The organism is Alteromonas sp. NFXS44 (genome assembly GCF_040148705.1).
Classification (GTDB): domain Bacteria; phylum Pseudomonadota; class Gammaproteobacteria; order Enterobacterales; family Alteromonadaceae; genus Alteromonas.
Window position 1 is genome coordinate 242,551 of the sequence record NZ_JAGDEA010000002.1, and the last position, 24,289, is coordinate 266,839.

Consider the following 24,289-nt stretch of genomic DNA (forward strand, 5'->3'; position numbering starts at 1 on the left):
CAAAGGGGCAGAGAGTTGATGATATTTCAACCATATCACACTGTCAGAAAGAGTTAAGCGCAGAATATATACAGATAAGAGAAAGGAAACGTTCAGACGGGCGGGAATAAAAAAGGGCAGCCGCAGCTGCCCCTGTATTTTTGACTCTGTGATTAAGCCGTCAGCTTAGCCACTGCCGCTTTCAATTCAGTCGCGACTGTGTCGTCTTTTACTTCGCCGGTTCCCATATCGAAAACATCGTAGAAGTTAGCCACAGATACCGATGCTTTTACGTTTCCGCCGAAGAAACCTGCAGAACCGGTTGCCGCTGCCAGCACAGACTTTGCGCCGCCCGGACCTGGTGAAGATGACAGGTAAACGGCTGGTTTGTCGCCATATACCGTGCGGTTGATACGGGTTGCCCAGTCAAACAGGTTTTTAAACGCTGCGGGGTAGTGACCATTGTGCTCAGCAAATGAGATAACCAGGGCATCAGCGCCGGCGATGTCATCTAAAAACTTCTGTGCGCCTTCAGCCTGACCAATTTCTTTTTCTTTATCTTCACTGAACATAGGAACATCATAATCGTTGATGTCCAGAACGGTAACATCAGCACCTTCTACCAGCTTTGCCGTGTAGGTTGCTAACGCCTTATTAATTGAGTTTTTGCTTGTACTTGCACCAAATGCAACAACTTTCATGAACTGAATCCTTTTTGAGTTTTTCGTTATCAATACAATACGTTTTTTATCGTAAATGGATAAGTGCTAAATACAAAATGGTTCGTTCGATTTTATGAAATGAACGTGTTAAGCCGAAATAGCTTGTTGCATATTGTGTCAACGGAATTTAAATTCAGTCCGGATATTGTATGATGCTGAGTGCGCTGCCAGCCGAGTCTGAATATTACCAGCGTCGTCAACTACATGTAGGATAGTGAATGTCTTCAGTGCCAGCAGGTCCTTTAATACCTGCGCAAAAACGTGCCACCCGGATTGCTTTTTTCAGCGCAGGATTCATTACTGCAGCCTGGGCGGCCATCATTCCATTTATTAAGATAAACCTCGCCATTGGTGACGGTACCATGGGACTGATGCTGTTATGTCTCGGCGCCGGAGCGTTAGTTGGCATGCCTCTGGCCGGTAAATTCTCATCTCAGCTTGGCTGCAAGCCTGTGCTGGTGGCTTCTATGGCATGCTTCTCACTGCTTTATCCGGCACTGATTTGGCTGGACTCCGTTACTTTGCTGGCTGTTTTTCTGGTGCTCTTCGGGTTGTGCGTAGGCACCACCGATTGTGCGATGAATATTCAGGGCGTTGCAGTAGAAAAAGAAGCGGATAAGCCGCTGATGTCGGGTTTCCATGGCTTTTACAGTCTGGGAGGCATGAGCGGCGCAATTTTAATGACAGCGATTTTATCTTCCGGTGTCCCGGTGGAGTTGGCCAGTGCAGCCGGTGCGGTAATGTCAGTGGCCTTTTTGCTGGCTGGCATAAACGGATTCAGAACCGGCAAGTCACAGGAGCCGGCGGCATTTTTTGCGCTGCCAAAAGGTGTGGTAGTACTGATTGGTATCGTGTGTTCCATTGTGTTTCTGGCCGAAGGTACTGTGCTGGACTGGAGCGGCATTTATCTGACTGAATACCGTGACGTTAATCCTGAGAACGCCGGGTTGGGGGTCGCCTGTTTTTCTGTTGCCATGACGCTGGGACGTCTGGCCGGGGATAAGATCACCAGCATACTGGGACCAAAAATGATGGTACTGGGAGGCGGCGGCATTGCAATTACAGGTTTTGCATTATCACTTCTGGTGCCGCTTCCTGTGGCAGCGCTTACCGGATATGTCCTGATTGGTCTCGGGTGTTCCAATATTGTGCCCATCATGTTTTCGGCCACGGGTAAGCAAAAAATCATGAGCGAAGCGTCTGCGGTAACAGCCGTATCAACACTGGGCTATGTGGGTGTTCTGGCCGGGCCTGCTCTGGTGGGCTTCGGGGCACAGGTTTACGGCCTGCCTGCGGCATTGGGTGTGATTGCTGTGTTACTTTGTATCGCTACTGCTCTGGCCGGAAGAGTCAGGGTATAGGTGTTACTGTTGCCTGAGGCTGTTGGTATCGATCACCCGGTCACAGAGCTTTTCCAGTTGTTGCCTGTCGTGGCTGATAAAGAGCAGCGTACACTGCCGTTCACGGCAGCTTGATACCAGTAACCGTGAGACCACTTCACTGGTTATGGGGTCCAGCCGGGAGGCGGGTTCATCGGCGACCAGGAAGGCTGGTTTCAATAGCAGCGCCCGCAGCAGGGCGACCCGCTGTAATTCGCCTCCGCTGATCATGCCTGCGTGCCGTTGCAGTAACTGACGGGAAAGTCCGAGTTCATTAATCAGCGGGTTTAGTTCGCTGTCGTCCAGTTGATGGAGGCGGATGACATCGTCCAGAAGCTGAATAACAGGCACGTTTTTAGCGAAAGCATTGGGAGGATCCTGATAGATTTTCAGCATGTTGTGACGGGCCAGTGGTTCTGCAATGTGTCGCTTACCGTCTGCCGGAAGTAATCCCAGAAGTACATTCCCCAAGGTGGATTTTCCGCTGCCACTGTCACCGGTTAAGCCGACAATTTCCCCTTTCCCTAATGCCAGACTGACATTATCAAATATAACGTCTGTGCCACGTCTTATCGCGCAGTCCTGCAAAGTGATCAGTGGAGCAAAACTCCTTTTCTTAGTGCTCAGTGGAGTCCAGTTCTCCGGTAAGGCATTGAGCAGGGCTTGTCCGTATGGGGAGCGCGGAGTATTCAGCACGCGGCCCGCTGCACCGGTTTCCAAAACCTTACCTTTCTGCATAATGATGACTTTACCGCCAAGCAGCTTTGCAAGGCTCATATCATGGGTGATCGTGAGCAGGGTACCCGTTTTAGCGAACTGACGAAGCTCTTCCCCGAGAACCGCTTTGTGATGACTATCCAGTCCTTTCGTCGGCTCGTCGGCAATCATGATTCCGGCAGACGTTGCCGCAACACAGGTATAAGCGGCGCGCTGCGCCATACCGCCTGATAGTTGCGACGGTATTTTATCTGCAGCCTGAGTCAGTCCGGTGCGCCCGAGTGCACCATCAACCGATGTCTGAGCATTGTCGCCGCTGAGATTTCTGATAAATCTGAATACTTCACCAACTTGCTGCCGTAGTTTCATCAGGGGGCTTAAGGCTTTCACAGGTTCCTGGGGCAACATGACAATGGTTCGTCCCCACAGAGACGATGGTGTCTGCGTCGCATGCGCCTGCAACATGTCGTGTCCGGCGGTGAGCACTTTACCGGTGGCCTGAAGATTCCGCGGTAAGTCTCCCATGATGGTGTGAGCCAGCAAGCTTTTTCCTGAGCCTGTTTCTCCGATAACCGTTACCGGCTCGCCGGGCCTGACGGTGAAACTCAGGTTGTCTACCAGTGTGCCTTCTGAAGAAACGATGGTCAGATTTTCTATTTGAAGCACAGCATTCATGACTTTTTACCTGCCAGAAGCTGGAAAGCAAGAACCATTAAAAACAGTGCTGCGATGGGCTCTATTAACAGCCAGGGCGCTTTGTAGTAATACGGAAATAATTCCACAATCATCAGGCCGAGTTCCGGCGTGGGGGGCTTGAGGCCGACGTACACAAATCCTGTTGATGACATAGCAATGACCGATGTCGCAGCGCCGAAGGCGGAAAGAGAATACACATCGGGTGCAATGGCAGGCCAGATATGACGTTTGAACAGATACCACTTTCCGAAGCCGTGCAATGCTGATGACTCCAGTTCTTCCCCTTGTACAACCGGCAGGGTAATGGCTCTGACGAGTCTGAAAAACTCTACCCACAGCACCAGCGATATGGCGATGTATATCATTAAAAATGAACCGGGCACAATTGCAGCAAAAACGAGGATCAGAACCAGCCCGGGCAGTGCCAGAATCGTGTTGGCCAGAAAATTCAGACCTGTGTCCAGCCAGCGCCGGTACCAGGCAGCGGCCAAACCGCAGGCTACACCGCTTACTGCTGCGCTGAATACGCAGATTATCGCCAGCGCAAATGAAATCCGCATTCCGCCGCTCAGACGGGCAAGCATGTCGCGGCCAAAATGATCAGTACCTAGCAGGTGTTCTGCGCCCGGCGCGGCGAATGCATGACGCAAATCCTGTGTATCAGGATCGGTGCCGGCAAGCGGTGCACAAAAGGCAAATACAGCGAGGCATAACAGAATTACCATGCCAGCCCGTTGCTGCATGGTCAGCCTGTGAAAAATAGACATCATTTTTCCTGCCTCGTTCTTGGGTCAAGGTAGTGCTGGCTGATATCCACAAGCGTGTTAATTGCCACAAACAACATACCCATGACCAGCGCTGTGCCCTGCAACATGGGAATGTCTCTGGCAAAAACAGCGTGAGACAAACCATGGCCTATACCCGGCCAGGCAAACAGGCTTTCCACCATGATAACCCCTTCAATCAGGCCGATGAGCTGAATACCCATAAAAGCCAGGCCGGGTACGATGACGTTTGGTATTACATGGCGGGTGAAGGCTTGTGCATAGCTCAGTCCCTTGGTGCGGGCAAAATGAAAGTAAGCACTGTTAACGGCCTGGCGGGTACTGTTGCGGACTACCCGGTTAGATACTGCTGCCAGACTGAGTGCTAAAGTAAGTACCGGAAGTACAGCGTACTCAGCGCTGCCGAAGCCGGCTACAGGAAACCAGTTCAGCTCCATGGCAAAAATAAAAATGAGTAACAGCCCCAGACAAAATACCGGCTGAGAGCGGATAAATGTTGATGTGATGAGTGAAGCCCTGTCTGGCACCGTTTCGGCTTTTGCACCACACAAAAGCCCCACAGGAAAGGCAATGAGCGCTGCTGCAAGAATAGCCCAGAATGCAAGCACCAGAGTAAAACTCATCTGATTTTGCAGTTCATGCACAACCGGCGCGCCGGTCACCAGGCTTGTACCCAGATCTCCGGTAATCAAATCTCCCAGCCACACCAGATATTGCTGAAAAGCAGGCCGGTCAAGTCCTAGTTCGGCGTTCACCGCATTGGCTGCAGCGGTGCTGACTGCATCATCGCCATAGCGTCCGGTTGCAATTTTATAGGCCATATCCCCCGGCAGCAAGCGAGTAAGGATGAACGTGAGTGTGCCCACGCTCCACGCCATCAAAAGGCACTGACCAAGTCTGGAGAGTAGTATTTTCAGCATTATTTACTCTGAAAGCGCATCTGGTCGATTCTGAATGAACGTTCATAGGGGTCGAAACTAAAATTTCTGACCCGCGAAGATGTGGCTGATTGCTGAACATAAAATGCCACCGGAATAAGCGGCATATCTTCGTTCAGCGTGCTGATAAGTTCTTTTTGCAATACATAGTAGTTGTCATCCGGTTTGCCGGACGCCAATTGATTAACGATGGAAAATACCCGTTCATTGCTCCAGTTCATGGGGCCCCATTCTCCGCCTTCAACCGAGGTGAAGTCGGCCAGTAAGATGCCAAGAGGGTCTGGGATATTGGCAAAGTTGCGCGCCAGCAAAGCTGTTTCCAGTGTGCCGTCGCTGTGACCTGAAGGTATGGCACTGGCATTCTCCATATGTACTGCCAGCTCAACACCAGCCTCCCGCCACTGAGCCTGTATCGCCGTGGCAATGGTGATAAGTTCCGGCCGGTTTGCGTAGGTAATCATTGATAAGGACAGCGGCTTACCGTCATGGTAGCGGATACCGTCATCACGAAGTTTCCAGCCTGCTTCATCAAGCAACGTTTTTGCTTTTTCAATATTTGTAGCAAGTGGTGGTAAAGAAGCATCGTGCCAGGTACCCATGGATGGCCCGAACAGTTGATTAGCTTCAGCACCTTTAACATGAAGAATACCTTCTGCGATGGCCTGACGGTCAATGGCCAGACTCAGCGCCTGCCTTACCCGCACATCGCTGAGCTTTTCGTTTCCGCTGTTAAGCTTGACCAGAGTCGTTCTGGGGATATAACGGGTGTGCACATTCACATCAGAATCCTGTTTCAGCATCTCTGTTGCCGGCGGATCGAGATTAAATACAATGTCTGCCTGGCCCGTTCTTACCATGAGTGCACGGGTTTCTGACCGGTGTCCGGTTACATAATCAACGGATTCAATGGTAGCAGGGCCATTGCGGTACTTTTCAAAACGCTTAGCTTTAATGTTATGGGGCGGTATGAATTCAGTAATTTCATAAGGACCCGTACCAATCAGTGCCTTCATCCGGTTAAATTTACCAAATGATGCGGGCGATAAGATTGCTGTCGTGTAGTTGGAAAGCAGGGACGGAAATGGCCGGTAAGGCGCTTTGAGTGTAAAACTGACCGTCAGCGGGTCAACGATTTCAATGTTGGTGACGATATCGACCGGAAAGGGAGCCGGTTTTCCCAGCGCCACGGCAAGACTCTTTCGTACTGACTCTGCGTCCATCAATGTGCCGTCGTGGAATGTTACGCCGGGTCTGAGATTAAATGTCCAGCGGGTCAAATCTGCATTGCTTTTCCAGGAAGTTGCCAGGCCCGGTATCAGATTTCCATCATTATCCACGTCTACCAGTGTTTCTATAATTTGCATCCGGGTAAACATATAGCCTGCGGAAGCCGGGTTCAGATTGACCGGCTCAAAGGGGCCGCTGATATGTAAGGTCGTGTCTTTCGGCGCAGGCGAGCAGGATTGCATGAAGAATGTGAGCAAGCAAAGAAATAAAACGCGGGAGATCACGATATACCTTATTAAATTGATATTTAGCGGATGGAATGTTACCCGCTGAGTATACTTATCTCGCGTAAAAAAGTGGCGTTTTTTACGTTAGTTGACATCCGAAAGGCGTTTAGCGGAACGCTCTGATTATTAGTAGAGTAAACTGTAATGATATGTGATAATGTATCAAATTATATTGATTTAATAATTATCATTATTTTTTAGAATGGAACTTGCACAGTGAAACCCTCAGTAACCCGGGTGACCAGGCTCACCTCTCTCGCCATACTTATCGGTACCAGTTTTCAATCTTTTTCACAAAATATTGAAGCAGAAGACGACAGTGTAGAACACGTCGAAGTGACCTCTCTGCGCCAGGCTTATCGCGGCAATGTGCCACTAAAGTCCTTACCGCAAGCGGTGACAGTATTGTCAGATGAAACCCTGGATTCCTTTGGGGTTACCGATTTGCAAACAGCCTTGTCCCTTTCAGGAAGTGTTGCCAGCCAGAATAACTTTGGGGGTCTCTGGGACAGCTTTGCAGTACGGGGATTTGCAGGTGATGAGAATTCACCTTCGGGTTATCTGGTCAACGGCTTTAACGTTGGCCGTGGATTCAGTGGCCGTCGTGATGCCTCAAATATTGAAGCGATAGAAATTCTCAAAGGTCCGGGATCAGCGCTGTATGGTCGCGGTGAACCCGGCGGCACCATCAATATTATTACCAAAAAGCCTGAGTTTGATCAGGAAGGCTACATTGAAGCAACGGCAGGTAGTTACGATTTATATCGTCTGGAAGGTGATTACACGAACGCAGTCACGTCGGACCTGGCTTTCCGGGTTAATGGTGCTTATGAAGACGCGGGTAGTTTCCGTGACACTGTTGAAAGCAATAAGCTCATTTTCACCCCTTCAGTGCTTTACCGGCTCAATGACACTACAAACCTGGTTTACGAACTGGAGATAATCGACCAGCAGGCCCCATTCGACAGAGGCATTGTGGTTGTGGGTGACAACTTTACCGGCGTACCCCGTGAAACCTTCTATGGCGAACCGGCCGACGGCGACATGAATATTGAAGCTGTAGGACATCAATTGTCACTACAAACATCTTTGAACGAAAACTGGGACGTAAATGCCGGTCTAAGTTATCGTGATTCTTCATTCGAAGGTTACTCAACAGAGGTTGAGTTGTCTTCCGGTCGCCAGCTGCTGAGCGAAGATAATCCTGTTGTCTCACGTCAGCGTCGTTACAGAGACTACGATACTAAGGACCTTTCTGCGCGGGCAGAACTGAGTGGCCCGGTACAAACCGGTGAAATGACTCATCACATTTTGATCGGGGTGGATGCATATGATTATACCTTTGAACAGGAAATGCAGCGCTGGAGAACGGCGTGGGGAACCGGCGATACTACTTATTCAGTGAGTAAAATAAATCCGGAATATGGCCAGGTTCAGCCGGAGGTTGCGCCACTCACGGACCGTGAAGAAAATCAAAGTGCGCAAGGTATCTACATTCAGGATCAGGTAGATTTGTCGGAGCAGTTTAAGCTGTTAGTTGGTTTCCGCTTCGATGACTTTTCCCAGGATATTGAGAATTTCATGAACGGATCGGTGACCAGTCAGGATCGCACGGCAACCAGCCCGCGGGTGGGTTTTGTGTTTGAGGCGAATAGTAATTTCACCTTTTACACCAGTTATTCTGAAGGGTTCCGTCCGAATAGCGGAGCCGACGTAGATGGTAATTCTTTTGAACCTGAAGAAAGTGAGTCTTACGAGCTGGGGGTTAAATTCTCTACCGAAGGTGACGGGATCACCGGTACACTGGCGCTATTTAATGCCGAAAAGTCGAATATACTGGCTTCTGACCCTGTGAATTCCGGGTTCACAGCCGCGCTGGGTGAAGCGGAAAGTAAAGGACTGGAACTGGATGTAAAAGCGTATATTTCTGAGCAAACCTCTCTGAGCTTGTCTTATACTTATACGGACGCAGCGACTTCTAATACAGTAACGAATTCCGACTGGGGTGTTGAGATCCCGGCAGGGACCAGGTTGCTGAACATTCCTGAGAACCGGTTTGTGCTTACCGCGCAACGGGAGTTTACCGTTTCCGGTAAAGCCGCCGCGGTGCTGGGGTCATTCCAATACGTTGGTGAGCGTCCCGGAGAGCTGATTAATCAGTCATATGTATTGCCGTCCTATACTCTGGTGAGTATTGCCGGGCATGTAGACATTAACGAATCCTTGCAGGTGAAGGTGTTTGTCGACAACTTGCTGGATGAAGTGTATTTCGATAATTCATATTCTGCTTTATGGACTCAGCCAGGCACACCGCGAACGGTTAATGTAAGTGCCCGCTATCAATTCTGACCATTACTATTCGTTTTAAAAGGGGCTGATGCCCCTTTTTCTGTTATTCAACTATTTCAGAGTATTTTCATGCACTTAACTACATTGCGTACTGGCATTGCGATAGTATTATTCTTTTTTTCTTATTTCATTAGCGCCGGCGTTCTGGCTAAAGACGGTTTTGAACTTGCCGGAATAACAACTCAGACCGGTGAAAAAAAGTCCTTCATGGCGACAAGGGGAGATATCGCTCTGCCGGTCACAGTCATTAACGGTAAGCAAGAGGGGCCTGTATTACTTCTGGCGGCCGGCACGCATGGTGATGAATTTCCGTCTATGTTTGCGTTGCAAAAATTACGTGAAGAGGTCAGGCCCGGTGAGCTTTCCGGTACATTGGTTCTGCTTCATCTTTCGAACATTGATGGCTTTCATGCCAATCGCATAGCCTTAAACCCCAAAGATAACAAAAACCTCAATCGTGAATTTCCGGGTAGCGCCGGTGGCACGCCGACTGAGCAAATCGCAGACTTCTTAACCAAAGAATTTATTGCAAAGGCGGACTACTTCATTGATATGCATTCAGGTAGTGCCAATCAACAATTACTGGATCATGTCTATTCGCCATTTGTGGGTGACAAAGCACTTGATGATCTGACTTTTGAATTTGCTAAGGCCACCGGTATGCAACACATCGTAATGTATGGCGACAGACCCCGCGACCCTGACAATTCTATTTCATTTCCCAATACGGCAATGACAAGAGGCGTGCCCGGACTTACCACTGAAATCGGACACCTGGGTCAGTACACGGAAGAATCGGTCGGGTATGCTGTTCAGGTATCACGGAATGCGCTGTATTTCTTAGAGATGTTACCGGGGGAGCCGGGTCCGCATTCAGAGGCTGTTATTTATGAAACACTGACTTCGGCGAAAAGTCATCATACCGGCTTCTTTCTGCCTGGCGTAAAAATTGGTGCAAAGGTTGAAAAAGGCGCGTCGCTGGGCAAAGTCACGGACTACTTTGGAAATGTGGTAGAAACAATTTCCTCGCCTGTAGCGGGTACCGTGATGATGATTAATGAGATGCCGGCTATCAAAGAGGGGCAATCAGCCGTGACGATTGGTATCCTGCAATAAGAGGCAAAAACCTTTCCTGACAAAAATGACAGTAACAGTAACAGTAGCAGGTATGATATCTCTATCATTTCAGACAAAGGTATTTTGTCACTATTACTGTTTTTGTTATTTAAACTATCCCTCAAACTGCGCTTCATTTTTCTGCGACTGAACCTGCTTAATCTGAATTCAGTCGTAAATCGTAAAGATTGAGTATTTTCATCCCAATACTCATTTCATAGAACATGAAGGAGCAATTTATGGAATCCCATTCATCCATGCCTCAGTTAGGCGCGGGTACTTTCCGGTTAAAAGACGATGTGGCATACAACAGTGTGAAAGATGCACTGGAAGTCGGCTACCGTCATATCGACACTGCACAAATTTATGAAAATGAAGAAGCGGTAGGCCGTGCGTTGAAAGACAGCGGTATTAACAGAGACGAATTATTTGTCACTACCAAAGTGTGGAATAACAAGCTGAACAGCAAGGACTTTCTGCCCAGTTTGAAGGAAAGTCTGGAGAAATTACAGCTCAGTTATGTTGATCTGCTGCTGATCCACTGGCCTTCCCCTGAGAACGGCGAGTCCATGGAGGAGTATCTGGGTGAACTGGCGAAAGCGAAAGCGCAGGGCCTGACCAGACACATCGGTGTTTCTAACTTTACGATTGCCCACCTGGAAGAAGCGCAGCAGATTTTAGGAAAAGGGGAAATTTTTACCAATCAGGTAGAGGTACACCCGCATTTAACTAACGACAAGTTGCGTGCATACTGTACGGTTAATGATATTCATATCACAGGATATATGCCGTTTGCTGTGGGCAAAGTGTTGAAAGACGAAACGGTGATACAAATTGCTGAGAAGTATGAAGTGTCACCCGCCGAAGTAGTGATTGCATGGGAACTGGGGCACGGTCTGGCGACCATCCCGTCATCGACTAAGCGGGAAAATCTGGCGACAAACCTTAAAGGGGCATCGCTGACTCTCGCTATCGAAGACATGGATGCCATCGACAAATTAAACCGCAATGAACGTGAAGCGACGCCGGACTTTTCACCTGAGTGGGATTAATCCCTGACAAAAAAGGAACTGATGATGACTGTATGTGTAATTGCCACCGCAAGGACATCGCTGAGTGATGCAGCGAAAGTGACCGCGTTGTTTGAAACGTTGCAGGAACACTCGCGAAAGGAAGAAGGCTGTATTCAGTATGATCTTGGAATACGTGAAGTTGACGAAGAAGTGGAAGTGCTGGTGATGGAGCAGTGGACGTCTCAGGCGGCACTTGATGACCATATGACATTGCCTCATTTCACTGCGTTTCAGGAAGTGTCAGAAGGCCTTGTTAAAAACGTCACTATGCACGTATATACGCTGCATTCATGAGATTGTGTTCAGTGCCTGAGGTTGTCAGGCACTGAACTTTTCTAATTTGCCATACCCCACAAAAACGTATCGGGTTGCCACATTTTGCCGTTGTCGAAACAGAAGCCGTTTTCTCTGTCCTGTGCAATGAGGATAGGGCCGTCGAGGTCGACAAAGTCAGCGCCGTCACACAGCAAATAAGCCGGCGCCATTGCCAGCGACGTGCCTACCATACAACCTACCATGACTGAGAATTCCATAGCTCTTGCGGCTTTGTACAGAGCTGCAGCTTCGGTGAGACCACCGGTCTTATCTAACTTGATATTGATGCTCTGATAGCGTTTACGCAATACGTCCAGCCCGGCTGACGTATGGCAGGACTCATCGGCGCAAAGCGGAACAGGGCATTCATAATGCTCAAGCACTGCATCGTTCTCTGCCGGTACGGGTTGCTCAATGAGGACAACATTACAGGCTTTCAGCGGCTCAGCCACGGCTTTTAAGTCTTCGATGGTCCAGCCTTCGTTAGCATCCACAATCAGCCGGCTTTCCGGCGTGACTTCGTGAATAGCGCGGATCTTGTCAACAACGGCATCGGGGTCCAGCTTCACTTTGATTATCGGCGCGCCTTTGAGTTTACGTGCAGACGCCTGCATATTTTCGACAGTATCCACACTGATAGTTTGTGCGGTAAAGCAATGTGGCGTAACGGGTAAACCAAGCAGTTCAGACACCGGTTTGCCGGTTACTTTTGCGGTTAAATCCCACAGGGCACAATCCAGTGCATTGCGGGCAGAGCCGGCTGGCAGCAATTCTGGTAGTGCTGCATGATCTTCAAGGCTGACAATGCTGGCGCTGACCTGTTCTAACTGGGCTGTAACCGATTCGATGGACTCGCCGTATCTGCCATAGGGCACAGACTCGCCATATCCGGTATGCTTGCCGTCACTCACTGACACGTGTATCACATCGGCTGCCGTTTTGGCTCCCCGGGAAATGCGAAACACCTGCGCCAGCGGAAAGCGTTCGTGTTTAATTGTAACTGTTAATGCCATCAGAGGTTCCCGATAATTTCACTGACACCAAAACGTACCGGGTCGGTACACGGTAAGCCGAGTTTTGCAGCCGCTTCTTCACAATACGCCTTTGCTTCAGCTTCACTGACACTGGATGTGTTTACCGCAATGCCAACAACTTTCACGTCCGGATTCGTTAATCTGGCAGCATTTACAGTCATTTCAATGACAGCTTCCAGCGTCGGTTGGGGATAGTGAGGTAACCCCCGCATGTGTGAACGGTTCAGCGCATGGCAGATCACCAGTGCATCAGGTTGGGAGCCGTGCAGCAACCCTAAACTGACACCGGCAAAGGCCGGGTGGGACAGGGAACCTTGTCCCTCGATAATATCCCAGTGGTCTTCGTCGTTGTCAGGGCTGAGTGTCTCCACTGCACCGGATATGAAGTCTGCTACCACACAGTCGATAGCGACGCCTTCTCCGGCAACCAGAATGCCGCTTTGCCCGGTAGCACGGAAAGTCGCTTTCTGACCGGCTTCTTCAAGCGCTCTGGTCAGACACAGTGAAGTGTACATTTTGCCCACAGAGCAGTCGGTGCCAACTGTCAGCAGACGCTTGCCTGTGCGTTTGATGCCTTTTCCTGTTTTGAAGCGGGCTGTGGGATGACGGATATCAATGAGCTGGCGGTCACAACGCTGCGCGGCTTCCACCACGGCTGGGATGCTGGTGAGTTTATCGTGCAGGCCGCTGACAACATGCATGCCGGCTTCAATGGCTTCTACGATTGTAGGAACCCAGGCTTCATCAATAAAACCGCCGCTGTTTGCAAAGCCCAGCACGAAAGTGTTGGCGCCGGCATCGACCGCCTCATCAATAGTCATTGACGGGCAACCGGTGGTGACCTCGCAACCCGGAAGACGGTATTCACCGATGCAGGCTTCAGGGTTCCAGTCAGCCACGCTTTTTGCCATTTTTATGCTGAGCGGATCGGTGGCGTTGCCAATGAAAAGCAAATAAGGAGGAGTAAGTACCATAGTGCATCCTGAAAATTCTGAGAAGAAATCACTGTAAGGTCAGTGTGTTATTTCAGGCAGTGTAAAAGGCCGGAGAGCCGGTGATAAGTAGTAACTTTTCGTAAGGGTATAACGTCAGGTTATCTGCCCGATAGTGTCGGACAGTGTATCGAGAAAACTTTCACACAGTTTGGATACCGGACGACTGTCCAGAGAAAGCGCTTTTACGGTGAACGTTAATGAAGGGGCGAACCGGGCGATACCGGTTTTTTCTGTCTGATTACCCTCAGCGGTCAGTCTGTCAACAATACAGCATCCCAGACCTGCATCAACCAGCCGCGCGGCGATGTAATAGGTATCCACCTGGATTTGCGTTTTAATATCCAGGCCAGACTGTTCAATGTGACGCCAGGCCATTTCTCCTAGCGGTCCGCTTTCCCAGATCCCGATAATATCCAGGTTTTGTAAATCACTGATTGTCAGTGTTTCCGGCGCTTCGCTGAAAGCTTGTCTGGGATACATCACTACCATTTCCTGTTCGCATAACGGACGTTCTGCCACACCGGGCAATTCGGGAGATGAAAACAGTACGGCGGCATCGCATTTGTGCGCCAGCAGGGTTTGCAGCGCTTCCTGGTTATGTACGGTTTTAATATTCAGGGCTACATCCGGATGTTGCCGGCGGAACATTGCCATGGTTTGGGGAAGTACGTTGAAACCCAGCGCAGGAGTAACGGCAATATTGATGATGCCACTGCGTCCCCGTTGAATATTATTGGCAAGCTGCTTAACCGTATTCAGTTGCTTATAAATTTTGCTGATTTCCGGAAACATCATTTCTGCTTCCGCTGTGGGCGTTAACTTGCCTTTGTTGCGGTGAAAAAGGTCGAAGCCAAGCTGTTGCTCTGCATGGGCCAGCACTTTAGACACCGATGGCTGAGACACATACAGTAAGTTAGCAGCGCCGGTAATGGAGCCGGTGGTGTAAATGGCATGAAATACTTCAATATGGCGCAAACGCATATCACTTTCCCTGGTTCAGCAAAGGCCTGAAAAACCATTTAATTAAATTCGCAGCGGGATGACAAGGTCGCGAAGACAAAAAAATCAGGAGGGGAGAGCCGCGCAACAGCAAGGAAGTGCTATTGTGCGGCAGGTTGGTATAAGGGATGACTCAAAGCTGGTCTAACAGTGCCTTACGTTTTTCTTCGTAATCCGCATCGCTGATAAGCCCTTCTTCGAAAAGCTCTTTAAGTGTAGCGAGTTTGGCACGAACTTCGGTTGAAATCGTGTCTGCTGCCTCACCCACGATAGAACTGCGTTTACCCGTTAAGGTTTCATCGATAGTTGCGACAAAAATTTTGCTGTATCTGCCGTTCGCTTCAAACTGACAATCTGTTTCACCATCGTAGGCCCATGGCACGTTAGACCACTCTTTGATCTGAGGGCTGTCAGACGCACATTTACGAATTTGACCCAGTTTTATCAGGTTCCGGCCTTCAAGCTGATACTTCTCAATCACACTCCATGACCAGTGTGAATTTTCCGGATGATGGCGGACATCTTTGGGAGATTCGAGGAAAAACTCCTCATGATGCCCGTATGTCATATACAGGTAGCTGCCGTCATACAGCGCGAGAAATTTAGAACGGGTCCAGTTACAGTTGGTACAGGTATACCAGCCGTAAATAATATTATTTTCGTCCATGCGCTCGAATTGAAGGTAAATACCGTCACTCACGTACTGCCGGTAAATTTTTTCCTGCGGCTCCACAGGCTTTATACTGACGAGCTTTTTAAATACCTCTGTTTCCAGCATAGGCGAGGGCGGATTCCAGGTGGCACAACCACCCAGAGATAAACCTGCAAGGACCAGACAGGCCGACAAAAATTTGTTCACGGACACTTCCTTATTCAGTAATGCAATTGATTAAATATGGAACAAGTATACAAAACTGACAAGGAAGCGGGCGGGAACTTGCTAACGTTCTTTCATACCCGGGTATAGTAAGCCGGAAACAAAACAGCCACCCGAAGGTGGCTGTTTTAACGATAACATCAGCAAGTCTTACTCGTCCAGGAAGCTGCGCAGCTGCTCTGAACGGCTTGGGTGGCGAAGTTTACGCAATGCTTTCGCTTCAATCTGACGGATACGCTCACGGGTAACGTCGAACTGCTTACCTACTTCTTCCAGCGTGTGGTCAGTGTTCATGTCGATACCGAAACGCATACGCAGAACTTTTGCTTCACGGGCTGTCAGACCGGCCAGAACTTCCTGGGTCGCGTCTTTCAGGCTGCCGCCGGTAGCTGAATCGAGGGGCTGAATAATGGTGCTGTCCTCGATAAAGTCACCCAGATGCGAATCTTCATCATCACCGATGGGGGTTTCCATGGAGATTGGCTCTTTCGCAATCTTAAGCACTTTACGGATTTTGTCTTCCGGCATTGCCATACGTTCTGACAATTCTTCCGGCGTTGGCTCACGACCCATTTCCTGCAGCATCTGACGGGAGATACGGTTCAGTTTGTTAATGGTTTCAATCATGTGAACCGGAATACGGATAGTCCGTGCCTGGTCAGCGATTGAACGGGTGATCGCCTGACGAATCCACCATGTTGCATAGGTTGAGAACTTATAACCACGACGGTATTCGAACTTGTCTACCGCTTTCATCAGACCGATGTTACCTTCCTGAATCAGATCCAGGAATTGAAGGCCACGGTTGGTGTATTTTTTCGCGATTGAAATAACCAGACGTAAGTTCGCCTCAACCATTTCTTTCTTCGCACGGCGGGCTTTCGCTTCACCGATAGACATGCGACGGTTGATGTCTTTAATGTCAGCGATAACCAGACCAGTTTCCTGTTCTACGCTATTCATCTTGGAGACTGAACGTTCGATATCTTCTTTGTAGTTTTGCAGCATGCCGGTGTAAGGCGCGCCTGAAGATAACGTGGCTTCTAACCAGTCTGTAGTGGTTTCGTTGCCAGCAAATGCCTTAATGAAATCTTTCTTAGGCATCTTCGCGTTTACAACGCAGTACTTCATGACCAGGCGTTCCTGGATACGTACTTTGTCCATCATGTCGCGCATGTTTTTAACCATGCGGTCAAACTGCTTAGGTACTAAGCGGAATTCTTTGAAGACTTCGCTGAGTACGCCAATTTCTTCGCGGGATTTTTTGTCTGAACGGCCATGCTTTTCAATAACACCACGGGTTTTCAGGTATTGTTCACGAAGCTTGCCGAACTTTTCACGGGCAACTTCCGGATCAACGCCGCTATCGTCCTCGTCGCTGTCATCATCGTCGTCGTCATCATCGTCATCATCTTCGTCATCTAACTCTTCAGCTGACAATTCAGAACCGATGTGGGTAGCGGTAGGTGCGAGATCCTGCTCTTCGTTAGGATCGACGAAACCGGAAATAATATCGCCAAGACGAATTTCTTCCGCTTCAAATAAATCCCACTGTTCTAACAGGTAAGTGATGGCTTCAGGGTATTCAGCAACAGAACACTGTACCTGGTTGATACCGTCTTCGATACGCTTGGCGATTTCGATTTCGCCTTCACGGGTCAACAGTTCAACGGTACCCATTTCACGCATGTACATGCGGACAGGGTCGGTTGTACGGCCAATTTCACTTTCTACGGTTGCCAGCGCCTGAGCTGCAGCTTCAGCGGCATCTTCATCGGCGGTGGTTTCTTGCATGAGTAATTCATCCGAATCCGGTGCGGACTCTGAAACCTGAATACCCATATCGTTGATCATACTAATGATGTCTTCGATCTGATCTGAATCGACGATATCTTGTGGCAGGTGGTCGTTTACTTCTGCAAAAGTTAAGTAACCTTGTTCTTTACCTTTTGCAATCAGGAGTTTAATCTGAGACTGCTTGCTTTGAGCCATATAACCTACACTTCTCACATTGAATTAATTAGCAAAAAAGCACGTTCAAGAGCCGGAAAAATCCCGTCTTGTCCATGCTTGCTATCGTTTGTTACCGCACCTGTCAGAACATCGGCTATTGTAATTTCGGCCTGAATTATGCATCTTATACGTCTCAAGATTGCATCAAGGTAAGCCCGATGTTTTCTATAAAGTCTGCTTGCAGCGAATTAACCAGTATAACAGAAAGACACCATTTTTGACCAGACGTTCAGCGTGATTTTTCGCCAGAACTTTATCCGGCGGCCTCGTGAGCTACGACTTCTGACGTTCTTTCATCAATAAGGTCAATTCTGTTTTCTCTTCCTGAGAAAGCGGCTGCATACGCGACCGTGAAATCAGCGTCTCAATTCTGCTGTCGAAATGCCAGTCAAGCAGCTTTGCAAAACTGTCGCAATACACGGTATCTGCATTATCTTCCTTAATCAGGTGTTCCTGTAACAGCAACTTCGCGATGACAGAAGAATGGGGATGGTCACGGAAGTTTTCAAGGACCTGGGCGGTGGTAGATTGTGGATTATTTAAACAGTACCCGTGAATGTCGATGAGCACGTGGATACCGGCAACACCACTTTGTGCCAGTACCTGCGGCGAGCAGTGGGTGTGTCTGGCAGCCAGTGCCGGGTTATCCAGCAGTAACCGCACCATTGTGCGGACCGGCGATATCTGGGTCTTTTGTTGGGTGTAGTGGGAATCCTTTGGTTTTGACGACTTTTGTTTTGCCTGTTGCATATCCTGCTGCAAACGAAAGCGGTCATATTCACCCACATGTTTCGCCAGCTCTTCCTGCAACATGGCTTTCTGACTGTCACCCAGTACCTGGTCTATCAAAGGCTGCGCAGCGGCTTTCAACGCCACTTTACCTTCCGGCGTGCCGACTTCATGTTGTTTCAGCAGTGATTCAAAAAAGAATCGCGATAAGGGCATGGCGTCATCGAGTAATGCCATAAAGGTATCTTTGCCCGTCTGGCGAACCATGGTATCCGGATCTTCACCGTCAGGAAGAAACAGGAATGTCAGTTTCACACCATCTTTTAATGCGGGTAATGCATTTTCAAGTGCCCGCCAGGCAGCTTCACGCCCGGCACGGTCACCGTCGTAACAGCACACAATGTGGGAAGTGGTGCGCATCAGCATACTGAGGTGCTCCGGCGTTGTCGCCGTGCCCAGTGCTGCCGTGGCAATATGGATATCGAACTGGCTCAGCGCTACCACATCCATGTAGCCTTCCACTATCACCACTTTATCAAGGTGGCGCTGGCTTTGTTTCGCCTGATAAAAGCCAAACAGTTCGTAGCCTTTGTGGAAAATCCGTGTTTCCGGAGAGTTAAGGTACTTCGGGCCGCCGTCATCCAGCACGCGGCCGCCAAAGCCGATCACTCTGCCACGGCGATCGCGGATAGGAAACATGATCCGGTCACGGAAGAAATCATAAGTCTTGCCGCGATCATTTTTGTTTACCAGTTTCAGATCCAGCAACTGCTGAACCCGTTGGGGATCTGTGCCGAAGGTTTTCAGTACGCCATCCCATTCTGACGGGGCGTAGCCGATTTCCCAGTGCTTCACAATATCACCGGATAAACCCCGGCCTTTCAGGTAATCAATTGCTTTGGGGCTGTTGGCGTGCTGTCTTAACTGTTGCTGAAAATAGCGGGTGACAGATTCCATCAGCGCATAGTCATCCTGTTGCTGCTGACGCTTCTCTTCTGTCATTGCAGGCCGGCTGCTCTGTTCCCGCGGGATCTCTAACCCGTGTAGCCGTGCCAGCTCTTCAATCGCCTCTACAAACTCCAGCCGGTCAAATTCCATGATAAAGGAGATTGCATTGCCGTGAGCGCCACAGCCAAAACAGTGATAGAACTGCTTGTCCTGACTGACGGTAAAAGAAGGGGTTTTTTCATTGTGAAACGGACAACAGGCCTGATAATTCTTACCCGCTTTTTTCAGTTTCACACGGCTGTCTACAATGTCGACAACATCGGTACGGGCTAACAGATCATCAATAAAATCGCGGGGAATTCTTCCGGACATGCAGTATATGTAACCTACGGGTATATAACAGAAACAGTAACAGCTGATCAGTGCCTGAGCGCGATGTCAGAAGGGTCAGCAAACGTGGGTTACTTTATCAGGGAGAGAAGAAGGCGCAACCTTTTCGTATTGCGCCTGATCTTTTTAAACGGCTATCCGAACTGACTCAGAGTTTTACGCGTTCAGACGCGCTTTGATTTTTCCACTCAGTGCGCCCATGTCTGTGCGGCCCTGAACTTTTGGCTTCAATGCACCCATGACTTTACCCATGTCCTGCATGCCGGTGGCACCGGTTGCAGCCATAGCTTCGTCAATCAGAGCAGCCACTTCTTCATCAGTAAGCGGTTGTGGCAGGAAAGATTCTAAAATTACGATTTCCGCACGTTCTGTGCTGGCCAGATCATCACGATTTGCCTGATCATACTGGGCGGCCGCGTCGGCACGCTGCTTAACCATCTTGGTTAAGATAGCCAGAATGGCGGTATCGTCTACAGTGATTTGCTCATCAATTTCTTTTTGCTTGATGGCGGCCAGTGCCATACGAATTGTGCCAAGTTTCAATTTCTCTTTGGCGCGCATGGCATCTTTTTGTGCGTTTTTTAAATCGTCAATTAAAGCCATAGTAATTTTCTTTCCTGATGTCGGGCTTATCAGAAGGACAGGGCGGGCAGGACGGGAATCACTTTTTCAGTGGTCCTGAGACAGCAAAGGTGCCTTAAGGCACCTTTGTTAAGCCAACACTATCTTAGTAGAGTTTTACGCGACGTGCGTTTTCGCGAGCCAGCTTTTTCAGATGACGCTTTTTAGCAGCCGCTTTTTTACGCTTACGTTCCCAAGTAGGCTTTTCGAAGAACTCACGACGACGAACTTCTGACAAAACACCTGCTTTTTCACAAGAGCGTTTAAAACGACGAAGAGCGACATCAAACGGCTCGTTTTCTCTAACTTTAACGATAGGCATTAAATTCTCACCTCAAAATTTTCAAGACTGTAGCCGGGCGTGAAAGTGTGCGATAAATCGACACCCGGGTTAAAAATGGTGCGAAATTCTATTCTTTTCTGAAGGGAAAGTAAAGCCGGTAGTGTTAATAAATTAACCAGCGATCGCAGATTTTTAGCTGAATCTGATTCGCGATCCTCGCATTTACCATTTTCAGGGTGAACGAATAACGGTAAACTTGCCCGCCCTGCACCACCATAAAGAGGTTTATCAATGCGTATTCTGGGTATCGAAACATCCTGCGACGAAACGGGCATCGCGGTTTACGATGACGAAAAAGGATTGTTGTCCCACGAATTATACAGTCAGGTTAAACTGCACGCCGACTATGGTGGTGTGGTTCCCGAACTGGCATCCCGCGATCATGTGCGTAAGATCATACCACTGATCCGCAAAGCATTGAAAGACGCGGCTACTGAAGGTGAAGACCTGGACGGCATCGCGTTTACTCAGGGACCGGGCCTTGTTGGTGCATTATTAGTAGGCTCATCCGTAGGTCGCGCACTGTCTTACGCATGGAATATACCGGCCGTGGGTGTGCACCACATGGAAGGGCATTTGCTGGCTCCTATGCTGGAAGAAAATGCTCCCGCGTTTCCTTTCGTGGCGCTGTTGGTATCCGGTGGTCACTCGATGCTGGTGAATGTGCAGGGAATTGGTCAGTATGAAGTGCTGGGTGAGTCCATTGACGATGCTGCAGGTGAAGCCTTTGATAAAACCGCCAAGTTACTGGGTCTGGATTACCCTGGCGGTCCGCTGCTGGCAAAGCTGGCAGAAAAAGGTGAGGGTGGACATTATAAATTTCCCCGTCCGATGACTGATCGCCCCGGGCTGGATTTCAGCTTCAGCGGATTAAAAACCTTTGCCGCTAACACCATCCGCGATGCCGACGGCTCCGAACAAACCAAAGCGAATATTGCATTCGCCTTTCAGGAAGCTGTTGTTGATACCCTTATCATTAAGTGCAAGCGTGCGCTTAAACAAACCGGCCTGAAGCGGCTGGTCATTGCCGGCGGTGTCAGTGCCAATACGTATTTGCGTGAGTCCATGGAATCGCTGATGAAAGAACTCCGTGGCGAGGTGTTCTATCCGGGTCTCGCTTTTTGCACCGATAACGGCGCCATGATTGCCTATGCCGGCATGCAGCGCTTAAAGGCCGGACAATTCTGTGATTTATCCGCCGCCGCCAAACCCCGCTGGCCACTGGATTCTTTGCCCGCGGTGTAAGTCGCGAACTTTGCGGTCAGTGAGTTGTTGTTGTCATAGTCCACTTTTATACTGTGCCAAGTATTAAAAGACGGAAAAAACAATGAAACGAAAAGGACTGTGGGCAACACTTTTGCTGACTGTACTGACAACCGGCGTCCAGGCGAAGGATGACACGCCTTATGTGGTGATGATATCCATAGATGGTTTTCGCCACGATTATGTGGAAAAACACAACGCGGCCAATATTGCACAAATTGCGAAAGACGGGGTGCGGGCTGAGAAGATGATTCCGGTGTACCCGTCCAGCACATTTCCCAATCATATTTCTATAATCACCGGTTTATTACCCGTTCACCACGGTATCGTAAATAACGCTTTTTACGACAAATCCCGCCCTGTAAAAGACAGTTATGCCCGATATTCCATGGGAAATGGGCACGGCGATTCGACCTGGTTGTCTGGTATGCCTTTCTGGAATCTGGTGGAATTTAACGGTTTGAAGGCGGCTACGTATTTCTGGCCGGAATCTGATGCCAGAATTAACGGCAATCTGCCGTCTTATCACTATCACTACTCTAAATATGCGGATTATCAGGGAAGAATTGATCAGATAACCGAATGGTTGTCATTACCCGAAATATCGCGGCCGCACTTCATTGCGGGCTACTTTTCACTGGTGGATACGCAGGGGCACGATTTCGGGCCGGATGCTAAAGAAACCTATGACGCTGTTCAGCTCATAGACGGTCTGATTGGCCAGCTTTATGGCAGAATCAAACAGCTGGATATCCCGGTTAACCTGGTGTTGGTGTCTGATCACGGTATGACGGCTATCCGCCAGGAAAGCAAGGTGGTAGAGGCTGAGCTTGGGATCAGCGACAAGTTTGCTGTTGAGACCCGCGGTTCACAGGTACTTATCTATGGTGAAAAAGGCACAACGGAGCAGGAAATCAGTGCGCTGAAGGCGTCTTTAGAAGATGCTGCTAAAGGGCGTTATTCGGTGATGTCCGATTCACGCAGAGCCAGCGTTCATATGGAACGGGATCCGCGTACCGGCGACATCATGCTGGAAATCCGGCCCCCGGGTTACTTTGTCAGTGACAGCACCCACGACGGTAAAGGTGCTCACGGTTTTGATGCAACACTGGAAGACATGGCTGCCACCTTTATTGCTGCAGGCCCTGATTTCAGGCAGGGGGCGACCATACCGCCGATGAAAAACCTGGAAATTTATCCCGGTCTGGCGAAGCTGATGAAGCTGCAATATGTGCCTGAAACAGACAGTGGCAGCGACACCTTTAATCTTGGTCTGGCTGAGCAATAATCTGACCCGCACCGCGGGGGCTGAAGCGTCGCTCAAAGCACCCTGCGGTTACCGGAATGATCAGAAGAAGCAGCAGTACTCCTACCAGCGTATTCCATCCGAAATGCTTGTATAAAAGGCTGGATAGGGTAATACCGGCCCAGCCACCCACATAGTAAAACAGCGTGTACAGAGCATTAGCACGGCCTTGTCCGCCGGTAAGTTTACTGTTCAGTGCACCTACAGCAGCGGCATGAATGGTGAAAAAACCTGCGCACAGTAAAATCAGCCCGGCAGTGACAGCCAGCACCGAGGGAAGCAACAACATCAACAGGGAAACACACAGTACAGCAGCACCTGTCAGTAAGGTGTTGCCGCTGCCAATGCGGTTACTGAGCTTGCCTGTTAACGGACCAATCATCACGCCGGTAAGATACACCAGGTAAAGCAGGGTGGTGTCCTCAGTGGTGAATGCAAATGGGGCTTGAGTAAGGTGAAAAGGCAGAAAATTAAATACTGACGAGAAAATGCCGAATCCGCTCAGTGCACACAGGTACAGTCGTAAAAGCGGCCACTGCCTGACAAGTTGAATGTAACGGACTGCAGGCGCTTTCGGGTCAGACTTTTCGCGCTTATCACGTGGAAGACCGTACAGAGCCAGCGAAAAGGCAATGAGCGTGAACAGACTGGTTGCAACAAATGCATAACGCCAGTGCTCCGGAGAAAACGCCCAGCCACCCAGTAACCGCCCGCCTAGACCGCCGGCAACGGTGGCTGACACATAAGCACCCATCACAACATTCAATTTTTCAGGGGGCAGTGAGCGGGAAAGCCAGGCAACGATACAGGTTGTCAGTGACGGAACGAAGATACCCTGTACGAATCTTGCGGCAATCAGTACATTCAGGTTGACTGTGGCCGCACAAATCAGTCCGCACAGAACAATGGCGGTTCCGCCTGTTGCGATGACGGGGCGAACCGGAAATTTATCTGATATTAATCCGAAAGGCAGGTTTGCCAGCGCTATGCCCAACACCACTGCCGATACCGTGAAAGACACCATGACCAGGTCAGTATTAAAGTCCTGACGGAGTACAGGAAGTACCGGTTGAGTAATATATATGTTGGTAAACGCGGTACAGACCAGCATGAAAATGATGAACTGCAAGCGGGTTTGCGCCTGAAAATGCATGATGTTTCTCAGATTACAGAAAGAAATGAAGAGTT

Annotated in this window: 21 protein-coding genes; 7 read left to right on the forward strand and 14 right to left on the reverse strand. The window is 49.4% G+C overall.

Annotation, left to right across the window (positions count from 1 at the left end):
• Nucleotides 1-152: 152 nt before the first annotated feature.
• A complete protein-coding gene (locus J3369_RS04240; RefSeq protein WP_349584164.1) occupies nucleotides 153-680 on the reverse strand; it encodes an NADPH-dependent FMN reductase in 528 nt (175 codons plus the stop codon).
• A 239-nt stretch (nucleotides 681-919) separates the two neighbouring features.
• Here J3369_RS04240 and J3369_RS04245 point away from each other — a divergent pair, with 239 nt between their 5' ends.
• Entirely contained in the window at nucleotides 920-2,062 is a 1,143-nt protein-coding gene (locus J3369_RS04245) for an MFS transporter (RefSeq protein ID WP_349584167.1), read from the forward strand.
• Nucleotides 2,063-2,065: 3 nt separating this feature from the next.
• On the opposite strand, the gene J3369_RS04250 is transcribed toward J3369_RS04245, so the two are convergent.
• From J3369_RS04250 to J3369_RS04265, 4 genes are read right to left on the reverse strand one after another with little or no spacing between them, the layout of a single operon-like run.
• The gene (locus J3369_RS04250; protein ID WP_349584170.1) at nucleotides 2,066-3,472 is read right to left on the reverse strand and encodes an ABC transporter ATP-binding protein; all 1,407 of its coding nucleotides are present in this window, start codon (nucleotides 3,470-3,472) and stop codon (nucleotides 2,066-2,068) included.
• A complete protein-coding gene (locus tag J3369_RS04255) occupies nucleotides 3,469-4,260 on the reverse strand; it encodes an ABC transporter permease (protein WP_349584173.1) in 792 nt (263 codons plus the stop codon). Before J3369_RS04255 ends, J3369_RS04250 begins: the two co-directional genes overlap by 4 nt.
• Complete coding sequence (locus J3369_RS04260; RefSeq protein ID WP_349584176.1) at nucleotides 4,260-5,198, reverse strand: ABC transporter permease; 939 nt, start codon at nucleotides 5,196-5,198, stop codon at nucleotides 4,260-4,262. Before J3369_RS04260 ends, J3369_RS04255 begins: the two co-directional genes overlap by 1 nt.
• On the reverse strand, nucleotides 5,198-6,727 hold the full coding sequence (locus J3369_RS04265) for an ABC transporter substrate-binding protein (protein ID WP_349584179.1): 1,530 nt from the start codon (nucleotides 6,725-6,727) through the stop codon (nucleotides 5,198-5,200). The genes J3369_RS04260 and J3369_RS04265 overlap by 1 nt, the downstream gene beginning before the upstream one ends.
• 219 nt (nucleotides 6,728-6,946) lie before the next feature.
• On the opposite strand from J3369_RS04265, the gene J3369_RS04270 reads away from it, so the two are divergent.
• From J3369_RS04270 to J3369_RS04285, 4 genes are all read left to right on the forward strand, one after another.
• Complete coding sequence (locus J3369_RS04270) at nucleotides 6,947-9,079, forward strand: TonB-dependent siderophore receptor (protein WP_349584181.1); 2,133 nt, start codon at nucleotides 6,947-6,949, stop codon at nucleotides 9,077-9,079.
• A gap of 69 nt (nucleotides 9,080-9,148) precedes the next feature.
• Nucleotides 9,149-10,195: a succinylglutamate desuccinylase/aspartoacylase family protein gene (locus tag J3369_RS04275; RefSeq protein ID WP_349584184.1), complete on the forward strand. Its 1,047-nt coding sequence runs from the start codon at nucleotides 9,149-9,151 to the stop codon at nucleotides 10,193-10,195.
• A gap of 239 nt (nucleotides 10,196-10,434) precedes the next feature.
• Complete coding sequence (dkgB, locus tag J3369_RS04280) at nucleotides 10,435-11,247, forward strand: 2,5-didehydrogluconate reductase DkgB (RefSeq protein ID WP_502877409.1); 813 nt, start codon at nucleotides 10,435-10,437, stop codon at nucleotides 11,245-11,247.
• Between the two features lie 21 nt (nucleotides 11,248-11,268).
• A complete protein-coding gene (locus J3369_RS04285) occupies nucleotides 11,269-11,562 on the forward strand; it encodes a putative quinol monooxygenase (protein WP_349584189.1) in 294 nt (97 codons plus the stop codon).
• Between the two features lie 41 nt (nucleotides 11,563-11,603).
• On the opposite strand, the gene dgcA is transcribed toward J3369_RS04285, so the two are convergent.
• The 8 genes from dgcA to rpsU all read right to left on the reverse strand — a co-directional run bounded on the left by dgcA (nucleotide 11,604) and on the right by rpsU (nucleotide 20,511).
• Nucleotides 11,604-12,596 (reverse strand): N-acetyl-D-Glu racemase DgcA, encoded by a 993-nt coding sequence (gene dgcA, locus J3369_RS04290; protein WP_349584191.1) that lies wholly within the window; start codon nucleotides 12,594-12,596, stop codon nucleotides 11,604-11,606.
• Entirely contained in the window at nucleotides 12,596-13,591 is a 996-nt protein-coding gene (dgcN, locus tag J3369_RS04295) for an N-acetyltransferase DgcN (RefSeq protein WP_349584194.1), read from the reverse strand. The genes dgcA and dgcN overlap by 1 nt, the downstream gene beginning before the upstream one ends.
• A 114-nt stretch (nucleotides 13,592-13,705) precedes the next feature.
• Nucleotides 13,706-14,593 carry a LysR family transcriptional regulator gene (locus J3369_RS04300; RefSeq protein ID WP_349584196.1) on the reverse strand — a complete coding sequence of 296 codons (888 nt, stop codon included), beginning with the start codon at nucleotides 14,591-14,593 and terminating at the stop codon, nucleotides 13,706-13,708.
• A 151-nt stretch (nucleotides 14,594-14,744) separates the two neighbouring features.
• On the reverse strand, nucleotides 14,745-15,470 hold the full coding sequence (locus J3369_RS04305) for an SHOCT domain-containing protein (protein ID WP_349584199.1): 726 nt from the start codon (nucleotides 15,468-15,470) through the stop codon (nucleotides 14,745-14,747).
• A gap of 168 nt (nucleotides 15,471-15,638) precedes the next feature.
• Nucleotides 15,639-17,480: an RNA polymerase sigma factor RpoD gene (rpoD, locus tag J3369_RS04310; RefSeq protein WP_349584202.1), complete on the reverse strand. Its 1,842-nt coding sequence runs from the start codon at nucleotides 17,478-17,480 to the stop codon at nucleotides 15,639-15,641.
• Nucleotides 17,481-17,774: 294 nt separating this feature from the next.
• Nucleotides 17,775-19,550 carry a DNA primase gene (dnaG, locus tag J3369_RS04315; RefSeq protein ID WP_349584204.1) on the reverse strand — a complete coding sequence of 592 codons (1,776 nt, stop codon included), beginning with the start codon at nucleotides 19,548-19,550 and terminating at the stop codon, nucleotides 17,775-17,777.
• Between the two features lie 174 nt (nucleotides 19,551-19,724).
• Nucleotides 19,725-20,171 carry a GatB/YqeY domain-containing protein gene (locus J3369_RS04320; protein ID WP_119500099.1) on the reverse strand — a complete coding sequence of 149 codons (447 nt, stop codon included), beginning with the start codon at nucleotides 20,169-20,171 and terminating at the stop codon, nucleotides 19,725-19,727.
• Nucleotides 20,172-20,295: 124 nt separating this feature from the next.
• Nucleotides 20,296-20,511 carry a 30S ribosomal protein S21 gene (rpsU, locus tag J3369_RS04325; RefSeq protein ID WP_012517258.1) on the reverse strand — a complete coding sequence of 72 codons (216 nt, stop codon included), beginning with the start codon at nucleotides 20,509-20,511 and terminating at the stop codon, nucleotides 20,296-20,298.
• A gap of 252 nt (nucleotides 20,512-20,763) precedes the next feature.
• Here rpsU and tsaD point away from each other — a divergent pair, with 252 nt between their 5' ends.
• Nucleotides 20,764-21,777, forward strand: coding sequence for a tRNA (adenosine(37)-N6)-threonylcarbamoyltransferase complex transferase subunit TsaD (gene tsaD / locus J3369_RS04330; RefSeq protein WP_303573749.1), 1,014 nt, complete (start codon nucleotides 20,764-20,766; stop codon nucleotides 21,775-21,777).
• A gap of 82 nt (nucleotides 21,778-21,859) precedes the next feature.
• Nucleotides 21,860-23,083, forward strand: a complete 1,224-nt coding sequence (locus J3369_RS04335) for an alkaline phosphatase family protein (protein WP_349584209.1) — start codon at nucleotides 21,860-21,862, stop codon at nucleotides 23,081-23,083.
• On the opposite strand, the gene J3369_RS04340 is transcribed toward J3369_RS04335, so the two are convergent.
• The gene (locus tag J3369_RS04340) at nucleotides 23,058-24,254 is read right to left on the reverse strand and encodes an MFS transporter (protein WP_349584212.1); all 1,197 of its coding nucleotides are present in this window, start codon (nucleotides 24,252-24,254) and stop codon (nucleotides 23,058-23,060) included. The two genes, J3369_RS04335 and J3369_RS04340, sit on opposite strands and share 26 nt — an antisense overlap.
• Nucleotides 24,255-24,289 lie beyond the last annotated feature (35 nt).